Origin of the sequence: Nocardioides jiangsuensis (assembly GCF_019679455.1) — a bacterium.
In the GTDB taxonomy this organism is placed as follows: Bacteria; Actinomycetota; Actinomycetes; order Propionibacteriales; family Nocardioidaceae; genus Nocardioides_C; species Nocardioides_C jiangsuensis.
This window is the reverse complement of record NZ_JAIEZQ010000001.1, coordinates 37,294-52,455: the sequence shown is the minus strand read 5'-3', so window position 1 is coordinate 52,455 and position 15,162 is coordinate 37,294. Positions and strand designations below refer to the sequence as shown.

The window sequence follows — 15,162 nt, the reverse complement described above, 5'->3', positions numbered from 1 at the left end:
GCCCCACCTCCCCCGGTCACCGCAGTGAACCCGAGCATCGGAGTTCTCGTACTACCGCCGTACCCCCTTGGACACGGAGGCACGGTGCGTACGGTTCAAACCGGCCCGGTAGTGGGGCTGATCGGCCAGACGGTGCTGCTCGCCGCGCTCGCGGCGACCAGCGGCCTCAGCGGCTCCGGCTGGGTGGTCGGTATCACCTGTGGGGTGGTCACGAACGCCTCCCTGGCTCGCGGGCTCGCGCGGTACGGGACGGGCGGGCTCGGGCCCGCTGACCGGGTGACGCTCACGCGGGCCACCCTCGTCGGCGGGGTGGTTGCGCTGACGGCCGACTCGTTCACCGGGCACACCTCGGTGGTGACGCTGCTGGCGCTGACCGTCGTGGCTCTCGTCCTCGACGCGGTCGACGGCCGGGTCGCACGGCGCACGCGGACGGCGTCGACGCTCGGCGCGCACTTCGACATGGAGGTCGACGCGCTCCTGATCCTGGTCCTCAGCGTGTACGTCGCCCGGTCGGCCGGCGCGTGGGTGCTCGCGATCGGCGCGGCGCGGTACGTGTTCGGCGCCGCCGGTGCGCTGCTGCCGTGGCTGCGCGGGTCACTGCCGCCGCGCTACTGGCGCAAGGTCGTTGCGGCGACGCAGGGGGTGGTGCTGGCCGCCGCGGCGGCGGACGCCCTCCCCCTCCTCTCGACGAACCTCGCCCTGGCCGCCGCGCTGGCTCTGCTCACGGAGTCGTTCGGGCGCGACGTGTGGTGGCTCTGGGGACACCGGCGTGCCGAGCCCGGCCGGCTCGCGGTCCCCGCCCCGCGGGTGGGGCGGAGCGGCGTGCCGGGCCGCGAGGCGGAGCCGGTGGCGGTGCGCGATGCGTGAGCCGGCTCCCCCGGGTGCGTGGACCCACCGCGGAGACGCTCGTCGCTCGAGGTGGGGAGCCAGGCTCCGCGCCGCCGCCTCCGCCGTCGCCACGGTGCTGGCCTGCCTGCTCGTGTGGTTCGCCCTGCTCGCACCGACCGAGATCGGACGGCTCGGCCCGGGCGCGTTCGTCCGGATCCCCCTCGAGGGGCTCCTCGTCGTCCTGCTCGTGCTGGTCCTGCCGGCCGGCACGCAACGCATCACGGCGGTGGCGGTCGGCCTTGCCCTCGGCCTGCTGAGCATCGTCAAGATCCTGGACATGGGCTTCCTGGCGGCGCTGGGGCGGCCGTTCGACCCCGTGGTCGACTGGGGTTACGTCGGATCCGCCGTCGACCTCCTCGTCGACTCGGTCGGTCGGCCCGCTGCGGTGGTCTCCCTGGTGGCTGCCGGCGCACTGGGTGTGGCCCTGGTCGTCCTCCTGCCGCTGTCGGTCCTCCGCCTGACGCGGATCGTGGACCGGCACACCGCGACGTCGGTCGGGGCCGTCACCGCGCTCGGGATGGTCTGGGCGGTGGGCGCCGTGTCCGGCGTCCGGATCGTCTCGGACGCGCCGCTCGCCTCCACCAGCGCGGCCGGACTCGTCTACGACCACGTACGCCGGATCCCCGACGAGCTACGCGACCGGCAGGCGTTCGCGAAGGCATCCGTCGACGACCCGTTCCGCGGCGTCCGTGCCGAGGAGCTGCTCACCGGTCTGCGCGGCAAGGACGTCCTCGTCGTCTTCGTGGAGAGCTACGGCCGTGTCGCGGTGCAGGACCCGGTCTTCTCGGCACGGGTCGGCTCCACCCTGGACGCGGGGACCAGCCGGCTCCGCGTGGCCGGCTTCTCCTCGCGAAGTGCCTTCCTCACCTCACCGACGTACGGGGCGGCGAGCTGGCTGGCCCACGCCACCCTGCAGTCCGGCCTGTGGGTGGACACCCAGCAGCGCTACGACGTCCTCGTCGCCGGCGACCGCTTCACCCTCGGCGACGCCTTCAAGCGCGCGGGCTGGCGGACGGTCGGCGACGTGCCGTCCAACCGCGAGGACTGGCCCCAGGGAGAGTTCTACGACTTCGACACGCTCTACGACGCCCGCAACGTCGGGTACGTCGGCCCGGAGTTCGGCTACGCCACCATGCCCGACCAGTACACCCTGGCCGCCTTCCACCGCCTGGAGCTGGCGCACCCCCACCCTCCGGTCATGGCGGAGATCGACCTCGCGTCGAGCCACGCGCCGTGGACACCGCTGCCCCGCCTGGTCGACTGGAGCCTGGTCGGGGACGGCACGGTCTTCGACCCCATGCCCGCACAGGGGCCGTCGACCGACGTCGTGTGGCGAGACCCCGAGCGGGTGCGCACCGCCTACGGGCGGTCCATCGAGTACACGTTGGACGCCCTCATCTCATTCGTGGAGACCTATGGCGACCCCGATCTGGTGCTCGTCGTGCTCGGCGACCACCAGCCCGCCGCGATCGTCTCCGGTGACGCCGCGGGCCACGACGTGCCCATCGCGGTGATCGCCCGAGACCCGGCCGTGCTGGACCGGATCGACGGGTGGGGCTGGCAGGCCGGGATGAGGCCCGGCCCGGACGCGCCGGTCTGGCCGATGGACACCTTCCGCGACCGCTTCCTCACCGCGTACGGCCCCCGGCCGCCCTCGTCGGCTTCCGGCCCGTGAGCCGGCACGACGATGGACTGGGCAGGATGGGCCGTGTTCGGGTTGGTGGCCACCAGCGCGCTCACCGCCGTGATGACCAGCGCGCAGCTTGCTGGTCTCACCCGGTTGGACCTTCCCCTCGTGCTCGGCACGCTGGTCACCCAGGACCCGGACCGCGCCCGGTTCGCCGGGTTCCTCATCCACCTGGTCGTCGGTCAGGCGTTCGCCCTCGGATATGCGGCGGTGTTCGCCCTGCTGCACCAGGCCACCTGGTGGCTCGGGGGGCTGCTCGGGCTCCTGCACGTCACGGTGGCGCTCACGGTTCTGCTGCCGCTCCTCCCGGGCGTCCACCCGCGGATGGCATCTCACCGCGCCGGCCCGGAGAGTACGGCCGTGCTCGAGCCGCCAGGCGTGCTCGCCCTGAACTACGGCATCCAGACGCCCGCGGTGGCGATCGCCGCCCACCTCGTCTACGGCATCGTGCTCGGTCTGCTTCTGGAGGCTCGCTGACATGAGACCGATCGCGGACTACGGGCTGCTCGGCGACACCCGCACCGCTGCGCTGGTCTCCAGCGACGGTTCGATCGACTGGTTCTGCGTACCGCGTTTCGACGGTGCGCCCGTGTTCGGCAGCCTTCTCGGAGGCGTGGACGGGGGAAAGTTCCGGCTGGGACCGGCCGAGGCCGCCAGGGTCGTGGAGCGACGCTACCGCGAGCACTGCACCACGCTGGAGACCACCTGGGCCACGCCGCACGGCCGGCTGACGCTGACCGAGGGCATGGTGGCCGAGGTCGCCGGCCGCCTGTTGCCGGCGACGGTCCTGGTCCGCCGGCTGTCTGCCGAGGGTGGTTCTGCAGAAGCGCTCGTCGAGTTCGACCCCCGCCTCGGCGAGGACCACGACAGGCCGCGGGTCCGGCGCCGCGGTCCGACCCTGGTGTGCGAGTGGGGGTCGCTGGCGTTGTCCCTCGGCTGCGACGCAGGACAGTGCGCCACGGTCGGCAGCACTACGCCGCTGGCCATCACCCCGGGCCGGCCGGTGACGTTCGTCGTCACCGTCGCCCATCGAGAACCGCTGATCCATGTGGACCCGGCCAGGGCCTGGGAACTGCTCGCGAGGGACGAGGCCGGTTGGCAGGCGTGGAGCGCCGGCATCGACCACGACATCCCGTTCCGTGAGTCCGTCGTACGCAGCCTGCTGACCTTGCAGCTGCTCACGTACTCGCCGTCGGGTGCGCCCGTGGCCGCGCCCACCACGTCGCTGCCCGAGGAGTACGGCGGCGTGCGGAACTGGGACTATCGCTTCGCATGGCCGCGTGACGCGAGCATCGGCATCGCGGCATTCCTCAACGTCGGCAAGGTCGATGAGGCCCGTGGGTTCCTGTGGTGGCTGCTGCACGCCAGCCGTCTGGCGCGGCCCCGCCTGCCGGTGCTGTTCACGCTGGACGGCCGTCCCGCGACGGCGGAGCGGACCCTGCGCGGCTGGCCGGGCTACGCAGGGAGCGTGCCCGTGCGTGTGGGCAACGCAGCGGCCGGACAACACCAGCTCGACGGTTACGGCTGGGTGCTGGACGCCGCCTGGGTCCTCGTCCAGGCGGGCCACCCTCTCTACGGGGAGACCTGGCGCGCGATGCGGGGGTTCGCCGACCTGGTGGCGCGCCGGTGGACCGAGCCCGATGCGGGCATCTGGGAGATCCGCGACGACGCCGCCCATCACGTGCACTCCAAGCTGATGGGCTGGCTCGCGCTCGACCGTGGCCTGCGGATCGCCGAGACGCACCGGATCTCGGCCCGGCAACGCCGGCGATGGCTCGACGCCCGCGAGGCGATCGGCGTCGCGGTCAACGAGCACGGGTTCGATCGCAGCATCGGCAGCTACACCCGCAGCTACGGCTCGCACGACCTCGATGCCGCCTTGCTGGTCCTGCCCCTGATCGGTCTCGAGGAGCCGGAGTCGCCCCGGGTGCGGGGCACGGTGGACGCAGTTCGCGACCAGCTGTCCGCCGGTGGCCCGCTGGTCTTCCGGTACCCGCCCGGTCGCGACGGCCTGCCTGGCCACGAGGGCGCGTTCCTGCCCTGCTCGTTCTGGCTGGTTCAGGCGCTGGCGTGCTGCGGCCGCCGCGAGGACGCTCTCGCGCTCTTCGAGGAGATGCTGGAACGCGCGAGCCCCGTCGGCCTGTACGCCGAGGAGATGGACCCCACGACCGGTGATCACCTCGGCAACTACCCGCAGGCACTCACCCACGCCGCCCTCGTGCAGGCCGCCCTCGCACTCCGCGGTCCTGCGCCGAGGGGGAGGTGACTCGTGCCGGTTCGGGACAAGCGGCCACGGCGCCGTACCAACGGCGTCATGCTGAACCTCACCGGTTCTCTCCGCGTGTCATGGGTGGAGGTTCGATGCCCGGGGACCAGGTCGCCTTGATGCAGCAGCTGCACGACGAGCACGCCGCGGCGCTGTGGGGCTACTGCCTGCGGCTGACCGGTCACGACCGGGCCCGCGCCGAGGACGTCGCGCAGGAGACCCTGCTCCGGGCGTGGCGGCACTTCTCGGTGCTCGACGAGGCGCGGGGTTCGGTGCGGGCGTGGCTGTTCACCGTCGCACGCAACATCGTGATCGACGAGTGGCGCACCCGGCGGTCCCAGAGCGAGTTCACGGTCGCCGAGGTGCCCGAGGTCGGCGATCCCGGTGACCGCACCGACCAGCTTCTGCTGTCGTGGGTGGTCGCGGAGGCGATCACGAAGCTGTCGCCGGAACATCGCGCGGTCCTGCTCGAGTGCTACTACCGCGGCGCCCCGGTAGCGGAGGCGGCGAGGCATCTCGGCATCCCCGAGGGCACGGTGAAGTCGCGCACCCACTACGCGCTGAGGGCCCTGCGCCTGGCGCTGGAGGAGATGGGGGTAGGCGCATGAGCTGCGACTTCGCCCATCACGACGGCGCCTACGTCCTCGGCGCCCTCTCGCCGGCCGAGCGTCAGGAGTTCGAGCGGCACCTGGACGGTTGTGCCGCCTGCGCGCGGGCCACCCGGGAGCTGGCGGGGCTGCCGGGCCTGCTCGCACGGGTCGACCCCGACGTACTGGAGTCCGCGCCCCACGTGGAGCCGGTCCCGGAGACACTGCTTCCGGCCCTCGTCCACGAGGTACGACGCACACGGAAGCGTCGCCGGTTCCTCACCGCTGGACTGGCTGCTGCTGCCGTGGTGGCCCTCGGGGTGGGATCGCTGGCCGTCACGGGTGTCCTGGACGGTGACGGCACGCCCGCCGCGCTGCCGCCACCACCTGGCGCGACCCTCACCCTTCCCGCCGGACAAGAGATGCTCCCCGTCGGCCGGACGACGGTCCGCGCGAGCGTGGCTCTCGAGCGCGTGCCGTGGGGCACCCGACTCTCGCTGACCTGCACCTACACCCCGGGAGAGAGCGAGTACGGGCTGCCGCACGCGGCGACGTACGCCTTGGTCGTGCGCACCCGCGACGGAGCGACGGAGCAGGTCGCCACGTGGCGCGCGCTCCCGGGCAGGACCATGCAGCTGGCCGCCGCGACAGCCTCCGGCCGTCCGGACATCGCCTCAGTGGAGATGCGGACGGCGGAGGGCGAACCGGTGCTGAGGCTGGCCAGGTGACCCGACCGGGTACTCCCGCAGCAGGGCCACCGCGCCCGCGACGATCGCCACGACCTCGGACACCGCGGCCGTGAGAACGGCGGTGCCCGTCCAGACCTCGTGGACGCCGAACAGTCCCACGGTGGCGGAGATGACGAACGCCCCGAGGGTGGAGGCCCCGAACCCGATGGCCAGCAGCAGCGGGACCCAGTGTCGCCACAGCACGAGCAGCACCGCGATCGCGACCCCGGCGACGGCGTTCAGCATGAACGCCGGGCCGATCACGTCGATATCGCGGAACCCGTCGAACCACAGCAGGAGGTGAACCGCGGCCGAGACCAGCACACCCGCGGCGGCCAGTATCCGCATCCTCATGGCGCACTCCGTTCATCCGTAGGCAGCCTCGGTGGACCCAGGGCTCACCGAGGAGTACGAAGCCGACGGGTCCCCGGTTCAGGTCTGGCGGTGAACCTGCCCCACCTGTATCGAGCGGCCGCCCGGACCGGTGTGGCCCGCCGACGGCTGTCGTCAGGGGTGTCGCTTGTCCCGCCGGTCGTCGGGGAGCCTCGGTAGCAGCTGCGTCTCGGCGTCCGGGCTGGGCTCGTGCGCGGGCGGCCGGTCGGTCGGCGCGGCGGCCCCTGGTCGCGGACGGGGCGGGCGCAGCAGCCGGACCTGCCGGCGGATCCGCTCGTCCAGGTCCATCTCGCGCAGGAGCCGTTTGACCGTCGACAGCACGGCGGCGTGCAGCTCGAGCAGCTCGGGGGTGGTGCCCGCCATCAGCAGGTCCTCGAGCCGAGCGCGTGCCTCGTGCAGCCCGTCGAGCGCCTCCCGCAGCGCCTGTACGTCGGTGGCGCTCATGCGCTGCGCCGGGTCCGCCTCGTCGTGCACCAGCTGGCCGAAGGCGTCGACGCCGGTGGCCATCTCCCGGAACGTCTGCGCGAGGCCGAGCAGCACGTACTCGGTGCTCTCGTCGTCGGCCCAGGACGGGTCCTGGGCGTCCACCAGCGAGCGGAGCATCCCGCGGATCGCGACCGCGGAGTGCTCCAGCGCCTCGAGCCCCTGGCGCAGCCCGGGGCCCACGTTGGGCGTGCCGACGGCCCGGACGTTGAACCGGCGCCCCTGCTCGGCGTGCAGGAGCGCGGCACCCACCTGCGGGATGTCGTGGGTGATGCGACGCGCCTCCCCCAGCCACGCCCGCGCGGCCGCGGCCAGGTCACCGCCCTCGGTCACCAGCTCGGCCAGCTCGTCGGCAGCCCGGTTCAACAGGTCGCTGACCGAGTCCGCGAGCCCGTCGATGGCCCGGCCGGCGTCGGCGCTGGCGACCTTGGGCGGGAACAGCAGGTTCGCCGCGATGCCGACGGCGGCGCCCACCAGCGTCACCGCGAGGCGTTGCCAGGCGGCGGACTCGGCGCCCACGCCGACGCCGAGCACGAGCATCCCGCTGATCGCGACCTCGACGAGGTTCGAGCGCAGCCGCAGCACCTGGCCGATCGTGATGGCGACCAGGATGAGCATGCCGAGGCTCCACCACTCGAGCGGTACGACGGCGGCGAAGACCACCGCGACGGAGACTCCGGCCACCACGGCCAGCACCCGGTCGAGACCGCTGGCGAGGAGGGAGACCGGGGTGACCTGGACGACCAGCATCGCGGTCAGCGGCGCGAGCAGCGGCTGCGAGCCCGGGAAGATCAGCGTCGCCACGACGTAGCTGGCGACGGCGGCGAACGTCACCCGCAGCGACCACAGCACGGTCGCGCGGCCTTCGTGCCGCAGCCGCGTCATCTCACGGGTGAGGCCCCGTCGCCACCAGTCGCCCACACTTCATCTTGCTCGATGCGGCAGCGGCCGCCCAGCGTTGGGGGCCGCGTTTCGCCGGCGGCCGCGCCGTCCGGGAGTCGCCGGTTCGTCAGAATCCGACCGCGGCGGTCGGCGAGACCTCGGTGCGCATGGCCCGCCACAGCTCGGCGACCGCGCCTCGACGGCGCTCTGCCACCAGCCCCGCCCGCTGCAGCGCGACGAGGTTGCCGCCCCCGAGGTAGGCACCTCCCAGCGCCTCGACGCGCAGGCGTACGTCGGACTCCGCCGTCGTCCTCTCCACGGTGGCCTCGCCGGCGTCGTCCGCCCGGATCCGCCAGCTGCCGTCGTTCCACGGAGCCGCGGTGTCCTCGACGTCGACCACGACGTCGCACGGCGCGCTCCACGCCCGCTCCTGGAGCGCCTCGGCGAGGTCGACCAGGCGCACCCACAGGCTGTCGTAGGTCGCCACGTCGGACGTCGACCTCGGTCCGCCGACCCACAGCAGGAGCGGGTCGTCGACACCGACGGTGCCGACCTTGACCGCCCCGATCAGGTCGAAGTCGACCAGCCGACGCAGCAGCGCGAGCTGCGCAGCCGGGTCGCCGACCAGCGCCCACACCGACATCTCTCCCGAGGGCCGGGCGCGCTCCCACTTGTGCGTGCGGCGGAACATCGCGAACCCGACGTCCACGCCGTCGCGGCGGGCGAAGAGCACGCGCCAGGGCTCCTTGTCCCGCAGGTGCTCGGGCAGCTGGTGACAGACGCGGGCGTAGTAGCCGGCCTCGCCGACCACCGAGCCGAGGCCGGCACTGGCGAGGTGGCACTCCCGCATCCGCTTCGGCACATCGGGATCGGACACCGTGGCCAGCTGAGTGGTGACCGCGGCGGCCGCGCCGTCCAGATCGGGCGCGGTGAGCGTCGTGCCCCTGCCCAGGCTCACCTCCATCTCGAGCGACGCCAGGCCGTAACCGTGACGGCCGTAGATGGCCGGCTCGCTGGCATGGAGCGCCGAGACGTGCGTGCCCTCCTCCTCGTGCACCTGCTCGAAATGGTGACGCAGCATCGCGCTGAGCACGCCCTTGCGCCGGTGGTCGGGATGCACGCCCACCCAGCTGAGGCCGGCGCAGGCCACCTGCCGGGCACCCGCCCCGGGCCCCGGGACCGCGAGTGTCAGCGGGAAGACACCGTAGATCCCGGGGTACGTCCCCGGCTCGGAGCCGTCGACATCCGCTGCGAAGCGCTGGTCCTCGGGAAGGCCGATCAGCTGCTCCTCCGTGGACACTGCTGGGACCTCGGCGAACCAGACGGTGTGGTCGGTGGCCAGGTAGCGCTCCGGGTCGGTCGCGCGGTCGACCCGGATCCGGTTCTCGGTCATGCCCACACCCAACCGCTTGCGAGCTGATGCCTCAACCGGTTTACGTTCAGCCCCGAGCGCGAGCCCGAGCCCCGGCCGCTGCAGTCGACCCGGCTCGACGGCCGTCGTCACGCCGCATGCCGCGCAGATGCAACCTTGTCCAGGGTGTTCGCGTCTTGGGAGCGTGCCCCACCGGGGGCGCGGCCCGACAGGGCGACACCACTCCTGAGAAACGAGAAGGCAATGCACAAGACCATCGCCAGCACCGCCGTCCTGTCGGCCGCTGCCCTCACGCTCGGCCTCGCCGGCCCTGCGAACGCCGCCAGCATCGGGGTGAAGGACCCGCAGGACACCTTCCACGGGTCGGACCTCCGAGCCGTCCAGCTGAAGAACCGCGTCGCCAACGTCGTGGTCGTCACGAGCCACACCAACCTGCGGCGCGACCCGAGGACCGGCTCGTCCGGCGCGGTGTACGTCGACACCGACCGCCGCGACAAGGGTCCGGAGTTCGTGTTCGTCGGTGGCTACTTCGCGGGCACCGACTACCAGCTCCTCCAGACCGAGGGGTTCGGCCGCAAGAGCTGGGGCGCCCCGGCCGACGGCTCCTACGAGATGACCGTCGACTACGCCAAGGAGCGGGTGCGCATGCGGATGTCGCGTGAGGCACTCGGCAACCCCGGCAAGGTGCGCGTCGCGGTGCGTGTCTCGGGTACCCGGACCGACGGCACCAGCACCGGTCTCGTCGACTGGCTCGGGGAGCCCCGCGACTTCACCCCGTGGGTCGCCAAGGGCTGACCGGCCACACGTAGAAGCAGAGACACGCCGGCCCGGATCGCGCCTCCCAGGCGATCCGGGCCGGTTCGTGCACCTCCCGGGACTCCCAGGTGCAGCGTCACCACCGAGAGCCCCGACCGCAGCGAGTCGGCTCGCGGTGCCGCCTAGCGTCCCCGGGCTTCGTCGAATGCCTTGATCGCGCGTTTCGTCGCGGTCATCCGCCAGGCTTCCTCGAGGAGCTCGAGGACCTCGTCGGGGTCGGCGTCCTCGAGCCGGACTCGCACCCACGCCGACGAGTTGGTGGCCCAGCCAGCCTCGTACACCGTGGGCGCGGTCGCCAGCAGGGCGTCACGCTCGTCGTGGTGAGCCTTGATCATCGCCCGGTTCTCCGGGTGGTTGACCCAGGCGAAGCCTTTGCCCCTGAACGTGATGTTGGTCCAGTCGACGCCCTCCTTGAGGACTACCTCAGGCAGCTCGGTCGACATCTCGACGAGCCGGGCGGCGGAGAGAGCCCCTTGTCTGCTCATGGAAGTGATCGTGCCACCAGGGTCCGACCGCTTTCCGCTGCCCGAGCAGCCGCCTGCCCCATCGGTGGCGCCCCACCACCCGATCGGGTCAGTTACGCGGATTCGCCTGCGGCCGTGGTCCAGATCACCCTATTTTGACCACACTTGACCGCCCACGCTGCCTTCGGTGGCGTCCATCTCGAGAGCCTCGGTGAGTGATGAGCACCAAGCGCCCTGCCAATCGCGACGGAGAGTCCGCGTTGGCCGTCTCCGCATGGCCGCTGCGCCGCAAGGTGGCGCTCGCCCTGGCCGTCCCGCTGCTGCTCGCCGGAACCCTGGGTGGGTTGCGGGTCCAGAGCGACCTCGTCGAGGCGTCGAACTCCTCCTCCAGCGCCCAGCAGGTCACGGCGCTGCGGCCGGCGGTCGACTACCTCACCGCCGCCGAGCAGGCGATGGTCGCCGCCGTCGGCACGGACCGGGACAGCCAGGCCGCGCTCGAGGAGGCGCTCGCCGAGATCCGTACGGCGGGGCGCGAGCTGCTCGAGTCGAAGGAGTCCGCCGACCTCACCGACGACCAGCGCTACCAGGTCGACGCGGTGCTGGACCTCAGCCAGGCGCTGCGCGACGAGGACGCGATCACCCTCAGCCCCGGTACCTGGGTGGCGCAGCTGCGCCAGCTGCAGTCGGGCGTGACCCAGCTGGTCACCACGATCGTCAACGAGCAGATCAACCCCGAGCCGCGGCTCGAGCTGCTCTCGCAGACGCTGGCCGGCCGTTTCTCGCTGGCCATGCAGCAGGCGCTGGTCGCGACCGAGCGCACCGGTGAGACCGGCTCGCTCGAGCTGTTCTCCGAGCTCGGCGCCGAGGGCGCCGCGATCGACCGCCTCGCCAGCGCGCTGGGTACCAGCGAGCAGGCGGTGGCGTCCCTGCGCACCGCGAACGCCCAGCGGTTCCGCACGATCCGCACCGGCGGCACGGACCTCGGCGGCGGCACCGCCTATGCCGACTACGACAGCATCATCAGCACGCTGCAGGACGGCATCGACGACGAGCTCGAGGCCGCGGCCGCCGGGGCGCGCGCCGACGCCCTTGTCAACGCGGCGATCACCCTGGTCGCCCTGGTCGCGGCGATCCTGCTCGCGCTGCTCATCTCCCGCCTGCTGCTCAACCCGATCCGCCGGGTCCGCGAGGGCGCGCTGGAGGTGGCGCACGAGCAACTGCCCGCGGCGGTCGCGCGCATCCGTGCGGGCGAGGAGCCCGGCGAGATCACGCCGATCGACGTCACGACGAAGGAGGAGATCGGCCAGCTGGCCAGGGCCGTGGACGACATGCACCGCCAGGCCGTCGTGCTGGCCTCCGGCGAGGCCAGCCTCCGGTCGCAGGTCAGCCAGATGTTCGTCACCCTGTCGCGCCGCAACACCTCGCTGATCAACCAGCAGCTCGGCCTGATCGAGCGGCTGGAGCGGGACGAGGAGGACCCGAAGCGGCTCGAGAGCCTGTTCCGGCTCGACCACCTCGCCGCGCGGATGCGTCGTACGGCGGACAGCCTGCTGATCCTCGCCGACGCGCCCACGGCGACCGCCGGGGTCGACGGGCTCACCGTCAGCGACGCCCTCCAGGCGGCGACGTCCGGTGTCCAGGACTACCAGCGGGTGCAGATCCGGTCGGCCAACCCGATGCGCATCGACGACAGCGCTGCGGCCGACGTCGTCCACCTGCTCACGGAGCTGGTCGACAACGCCCTGACCTACTCGCCGCCCACCGCGATCGTGACCGTCGGCTCGACGACCACCGCCCGGGGCGTGGTCATCGAGATCGCGGACGCCGGGCTCGGCATCCCCGCCGACCAGCTGGCGCAGACCAACGAGAGCCTCGGCTCCGGCGGCGAGGTCACCCCCGACACCGCTCGCCGGATGGGCCTGTTCGTGGTCAGCCGCCTCTCGCAGCGGCACGGCCTCACCACGTCGCTGCGCGCCAACGACGACGGCGGTACGACGGCCACGGTGATGCTGCCCGTCGCGATCCTCCCCGACCTGGCCCCGCCCCCGGCGCCCCAGCCGCGCGAGGCGTCGCCGAAGCCGGCCGCGCCGAAGCCAGCCGCGTCGAAGGCGGCGGAGTCCCGCACGCCCGAGAGGGCCGAGCGCAAGCCGCAGAAGTCCGACCGCAAGCCCGAGCCCGTGAACGCCAGGGACGAGCAGCCGGCCGCGATGGACATCAAGGCCCGGATCGACGCCGCGCTGGGGCTGCCCACGCGCACCCCCGGCGCCACGGGCGACCCGGTCTCCGGGGCGCCGACGCCGGTCACCGCCTCGACGGCCTCCGCCGCGCTGGCGGCGCTCCGGCCGCTAAGCAACGGGCACGACCCGGCGCCCGCGGTGCCGCCGGAGCCCACGCCCCCGCCGGCCGCCCCCCAGCCGGTCGTGCGGCCGGTCGCTGGGCTGGTGGTCGCTGCGCCGCTGGTCGCGCCGGCCGCGGACGTTGCTTCCGTGCCCGCCGCAGCGGTTGCCGCACCTGCCGCCGTCGCGGAGACCAAGGCCGTCGCGGAGACCAAGGCTGAACCGCCGTTCGACCCGGCTCCGGCGCCGGTCCACGAGCCGGTCCACGAGCCGGCCGCCGCGGCAGCACCCAGACCGGCCGAGCAGCCGGCCGCGCCGACCGTCCAGCCGACGTCCCGGCTGACCGACCTGCCGACGCGCCGGACTGGCGCCGCCGCCAAGCCGGCCCCCCGTGCGCCGGAACCCGCCGCCGAGCCGGAGCCCGCCGGTGCGTCCGCGCCCGTCGCCGTACTCCCGCCCGCGCCGGTCCCGATGGCGGCGAACGGCGCCCTCGACGGTGACTGGACGGACCCGGGCGACGACGGCTTCGACACCCCGATCTTCCGGTCGCTGCGGTCGGCCTGGCTGAGCACGGACAGCGACGCGCAGCCGTGGCGCACGACCGAGATCGAGGCAGGCTGGGAGATGGCCGACCAGGTCGCCGAGACCCCGGCGGAGCCAGAGGTCAGCCAGTCCGGGCTCCCCGTACGACGTCCCGGCAGCAGGCTCGTGCCGGGCGGCGTGACCACGACCCCCACCGCCACGGTCCGCGACCCGGAGGCCATCCGCGCCCGACTCGCGGCGCACGTGTCCGGCGTCTCGCGAGGGCGCGCCGCCGCCACCGCCGCCATCGCCGCACCCGACCCTTCGCAGACGGAAGCAGGTTCCTGATGACCGAGATCACCGCCCCGAACGACGCTCGTCACCTCGACTGGTTGGTCACCCGCTTCGTGGAGGAGGTCCCCGACGCGGCCCACGCCATCCTCGTGTCGGCCGACGGCCTGCTCATGGCAGCAAGTGCCAGCATCCCGGGCGAGCGTGCCGAGCAGGTCGCCGCGGTGTCGTCCGGCCTGGCCAGCCTCGCCGTAGGCGCGGCCCGCCTCTTCGAGGGCGGCGCCGTGCTGCAGACGGTCGTGGAGATGGAGCACGGCTACCTGATGCTGATGAGCGTCGGGGACGGCTCCAACCTGGCCGTCCTCACCCAGGAGGCCGCCGACATCGGCCAGGTCGGGTACGAGATGGCGCTGCTCGTCGACCGCGTGGGCCGGGCGGTGCAGGCCCGGGCCCGCATCGCGACGGGCGCCTGACCGGGACCAGCCGTGGCACCCGACGACACCCGCGGACCGGACGACGAGCCGGTCGCACCCGCCCGCTTCGTCCGGCCGTACACCATCACGGCCGGACGGACGAAGGCTGCCGTCGACCTCCCGATGGAGGCCACCCTGCGCATCCAGCCGCACGACGCGAGCGCCGACGCCGACCTGGGTGCCGGCGCGCAGCGGGTGCTCGACCTGTGCGACCAGCGCTCGGTCGCCGAGGTCTCCGCGCTCGCGTCCATGCCGATCGGGGTCGTCCGCGTCCTGCTCGGCGACCTGGTGCAGCAGGGCCTCGTCCGGGTGCAGGCCACCATCACCGAGAGCTCGTCGCAGGACGAGCGGATTGAGCTGATCGAAAGGACCCTCCGTGGACTTCGCTCCTACTAGCGCGCCGCGCAAGGCCGCGTCGACGAAGATCGTCATCGCCGGCGGCTTCGGCGTGGGCAAGACGACCCTCGTGGGCTCGGTCTCGGAGATCGTGCCGCTGCGCACCGAGGCGCTCGTGACCAACGAGTCCGAGGGAGTCGACGACCTGGCCGCCGTCCCCACGAAGGCCACGACGACCGTCGCCATGGACTTCGGCCGCCTGACGCTCGCCGAGGACCTGGTGCTCTACCTCTTCGGCACACCCGGCCAGCGCCGCTTCTGGTTCATGTGGGACGACCTGTGCCGCGGCGCCATCGGCGCGATCGTGATGGTCGACACCGCCCGGCTCGACGAGTCGTTCTCGCCGCTGGACTACTTCGAGTCCAAGGGCCTGCCGTTCATCGTCGCGGTCAACCAGTTCGACGGCACCAGGGAGTACGACCTCGACGAGGTCGCCGCCGCGCTCGCGCTGCCTCCCGAGGTCCCGATCATCCGGGTCGACGCCCGCGACCGCGAGTCAGCCAAGCAGGCGCTGGTGCGGGTCACCGAGTACGCCCTGCTCCGCCTCACCCAGTCCCTCACCGTGAATGCGAACTGAC

Annotated in this window: 15 protein-coding genes; 11 read left to right on the top strand and 4 right to left on the bottom strand. The window is 72.9% G+C overall.

From position 1 onward, the window contains the following. Positions 1-84: 84 nt before the first annotated feature. The 6 genes from K1X13_RS00270 to K1X13_RS00245 all read left to right on the top strand — a co-directional run bounded on the left by K1X13_RS00270 (position 85) and on the right by K1X13_RS00245 (position 6,156). Positions 85-867, top strand: a complete 783-nt coding sequence (locus K1X13_RS00270; RefSeq protein WP_221023060.1) for a CDP-alcohol phosphatidyltransferase family protein — start codon at positions 85-87, stop codon at positions 865-867. Next, positions 860-2,563 (top strand): alkaline phosphatase family protein, encoded by a 1,704-nt coding sequence (locus tag K1X13_RS00265; protein ID WP_221023059.1) that lies wholly within the window; start codon positions 860-862, stop codon positions 2,561-2,563. Before K1X13_RS00270 ends, K1X13_RS00265 begins: the two co-directional genes overlap by 8 nt. 33 nt (positions 2,564-2,596) lie before the next feature. Continuing rightward, the gene (locus K1X13_RS00260; protein WP_308249301.1) at positions 2,597-3,052 is read left to right on the top strand and encodes a hypothetical protein; all 456 of its coding nucleotides are present in this window, start codon (positions 2,597-2,599) and stop codon (positions 3,050-3,052) included. A 1-nt stretch (position 3,053) separates the two neighbouring features. Next, complete coding sequence (locus K1X13_RS00255) at positions 3,054-4,841, top strand: glycoside hydrolase family 15 protein (RefSeq protein ID WP_221023057.1); 1,788 nt, start codon at positions 3,054-3,056, stop codon at positions 4,839-4,841. 95 nt (positions 4,842-4,936) lie between these two features. Then, positions 4,937-5,449, top strand: a complete 513-nt coding sequence (locus K1X13_RS00250) for a sigma-70 family RNA polymerase sigma factor (protein WP_221023056.1) — start codon at positions 4,937-4,939, stop codon at positions 5,447-5,449. After that, on the top strand, positions 5,446-6,156 hold the full coding sequence (locus tag K1X13_RS00245) for an anti-sigma factor family protein (protein ID WP_221023055.1): 711 nt from the start codon (positions 5,446-5,448) through the stop codon (positions 6,154-6,156). The genes K1X13_RS00250 and K1X13_RS00245 overlap by 4 nt, the downstream gene beginning before the upstream one ends. On the opposite strand, the gene K1X13_RS00240 is transcribed toward K1X13_RS00245, so the two are convergent. From K1X13_RS00240 to K1X13_RS00230, 3 genes are all read right to left on the bottom strand, one after another. Continuing rightward, positions 6,103-6,510, bottom strand: coding sequence for a hypothetical protein (locus K1X13_RS00240; RefSeq protein ID WP_221023054.1), 408 nt, complete (start codon positions 6,508-6,510; stop codon positions 6,103-6,105). The genes K1X13_RS00245 and K1X13_RS00240 overlap by 54 nt on opposite strands. A 153-nt stretch (positions 6,511-6,663) precedes the next feature. Continuing rightward, positions 6,664-7,953: an FUSC family protein gene (locus K1X13_RS00235; RefSeq protein WP_221023053.1), complete on the bottom strand. Its 1,290-nt coding sequence runs from the start codon at positions 7,951-7,953 to the stop codon at positions 6,664-6,666. 88 nt (positions 7,954-8,041) lie between these two features. Continuing rightward, the gene (locus K1X13_RS00230; RefSeq protein WP_221023052.1) at positions 8,042-9,307 is read right to left on the bottom strand and encodes a GNAT family N-acetyltransferase; all 1,266 of its coding nucleotides are present in this window, start codon (positions 9,305-9,307) and stop codon (positions 8,042-8,044) included. Between the two features lie 222 nt (positions 9,308-9,529). Here K1X13_RS00230 and K1X13_RS00225 point away from each other — a divergent pair, with 222 nt between their 5' ends. Next, entirely contained in the window at positions 9,530-10,081 is a 552-nt protein-coding gene (locus K1X13_RS00225; protein ID WP_221023051.1) for a hypothetical protein, read from the top strand. Between the two features lie 143 nt (positions 10,082-10,224). Here the strand turns inward: K1X13_RS00225 and K1X13_RS00220 are convergent, their stop codons facing one another. After that, on the bottom strand, positions 10,225-10,587 hold the full coding sequence (locus K1X13_RS00220; RefSeq protein WP_221023050.1) for an MmcQ/YjbR family DNA-binding protein: 363 nt from the start codon (positions 10,585-10,587) through the stop codon (positions 10,225-10,227). 239 nt (positions 10,588-10,826) lie between these two features. On the opposite strand from K1X13_RS00220, the gene K1X13_RS00215 reads away from it, so the two are divergent. From K1X13_RS00215 to K1X13_RS00200, 4 genes are read left to right on the top strand one after another with little or no spacing between them, the layout of a single operon-like run. Beyond that, on the top strand, positions 10,827-13,772 hold the full coding sequence (locus K1X13_RS00215; protein WP_221023049.1) for a sensor histidine kinase: 2,946 nt from the start codon (positions 10,827-10,829) through the stop codon (positions 13,770-13,772). Then, positions 13,772-14,188 carry a roadblock/LC7 domain-containing protein gene (locus tag K1X13_RS00210; RefSeq protein WP_221023048.1) on the top strand — a complete coding sequence of 139 codons (417 nt, stop codon included), beginning with the start codon at positions 13,772-13,774 and terminating at the stop codon, positions 14,186-14,188. The genes K1X13_RS00215 and K1X13_RS00210 overlap by 1 nt, the downstream gene beginning before the upstream one ends. A 12-nt stretch (positions 14,189-14,200) precedes the next feature. Next, entirely contained in the window at positions 14,201-14,584 is a 384-nt protein-coding gene (locus tag K1X13_RS00205; protein WP_221023047.1) for a DUF742 domain-containing protein, read from the top strand. Continuing rightward, the gene (locus K1X13_RS00200) at positions 14,565-15,161 is read left to right on the top strand and encodes a GTP-binding protein (protein ID WP_221023046.1); all 597 of its coding nucleotides are present in this window, start codon (positions 14,565-14,567) and stop codon (positions 15,159-15,161) included. Before K1X13_RS00205 ends, K1X13_RS00200 begins: the two co-directional genes overlap by 20 nt. The last annotated feature ends 1 nt before the right edge of the window (position 15,162 follow it).

Bases quoted from the DNA above. Each gene is read 5' to 3' on its own strand.
- K1X13_RS00265 (WP_221023059.1), top strand. From the start codon at position 860: ATGCGTGAGCCGGCTCCCCCGGGTGCGTGGACCCACCGCGGAGACGCT.
- K1X13_RS00255 (WP_221023057.1), top strand. From the start codon at position 3,054: ATGAGACCGATCGCGGACTACGGGCTGCTCGGCGACACCCGCACCGCT.
- K1X13_RS00250 (WP_221023056.1), top strand. From the start codon at position 4,937: ATGCCCGGGGACCAGGTCGCCTTGATGCAGCAGCTGCACGACGAGCAC.
- K1X13_RS00245 (WP_221023055.1), top strand. From the start codon at position 5,446: ATGAGCTGCGACTTCGCCCATCACGACGGCGCCTACGTCCTCGGCGCC.
- K1X13_RS00240 (WP_221023054.1), bottom strand. From the start codon at position 6,510: ATGAGGATGCGGATACTGGCCGCCGCGGGTGTGCTGGTCTCGGCCGCG.
- K1X13_RS00230 (WP_221023052.1), bottom strand. From the start codon at position 9,307: ATGACCGAGAACCGGATCCGGGTCGACCGCGCGACCGACCCGGAGCGC.
- K1X13_RS00225 (WP_221023051.1), top strand. From the start codon at position 9,530: ATGCACAAGACCATCGCCAGCACCGCCGTCCTGTCGGCCGCTGCCCTC.
- K1X13_RS00220 (WP_221023050.1), bottom strand. From the start codon at position 10,587: ATGAGCAGACAAGGGGCTCTCTCCGCCGCCCGGCTCGTCGAGATGTCG.
- K1X13_RS00210 (WP_221023048.1), top strand. From the start codon at position 13,772: ATGACCGAGATCACCGCCCCGAACGACGCTCGTCACCTCGACTGGTTG.